The organism is Bacillus cereus group sp. Bc010, assembly GCF_027716745.1.
GTDB classification, from domain to species: Bacteria; Bacillota; Bacilli; order Bacillales; family Bacillaceae_G; genus Bacillus_A; species Bacillus_A pacificus.
Map to the genome: position 1 here is coordinate 1 of NZ_JAQFUY010000108.1, position 705 is coordinate 705.

Genomic DNA, 705 nt, shown 5'->3' on the forward strand with positions numbered 1-705 from the left:
GCTTCTAATGGTATGAAAGAACGAAATATAAACAAAGATGCCAAGGTTAAAAAGCTTTTGAAAAGGAAAAAGTCAGCACAAAGAGATATGTCTAGGAGATTTAAAAAAGGTGTAAAAATTCAATCTGCCGGATATGAAAAAGCGAAAGCTGAACACCTGCGGTTATCTAGGAAAATTACGAATATCCGAAATAACCATATCCATCAAGCAACAGCTAAATTGGTGAAAACCAAACCAATGAGGATTGTTGTGGAAGACTTATCTATCTCAAACCTGTTAAAAAACAAAAAACTATCGAAAGCATTTTCCTCTCAAAAATTAAACTTCTTCTTTCAATGTTTATCATACAAGTGCGAGAAGTATGGCATTGCGTATGTAAAAGCTGATAAATGGTTCGCTTCAAGTAAGATTTGTTCATGTTGCGGAGTAAAATACGACCATTCAGTTCAACCAGAAGGACAGTGGAGTTTAAAAATACGTGAGTGGTGTTGTGCTTCATGCAATAGCCATCACGATCGGGATGTAAATGCTGCGATAAATTTATCAAGATGGGTAAAATTAAATGCTTGATAATAGGAGGTAACGATACTGCCTCGTGTGGAGTGTTATACCCCTCGTCCCTTTGGGGTTGCGAGAACACGATGAAGCACTAACTTGTGTAAATTTGATTGAATTGTATAGATTTAGTTAAGTTTATCGTATCGG

At 36.2% G+C, this 705-nt stretch carries 1 protein-coding gene; it reads left to right on the forward strand.

The annotated features are described in order from the left end of the window. Positions 1-570, forward strand: a 570-nt coding sequence (locus tag PDQ68_RS28605; protein WP_270787184.1) for an RNA-guided endonuclease InsQ/TnpB family protein, incomplete at its 5' end; no start/stop codon positions are given. Positions 571-705: the final 135 nt, after the last annotated feature.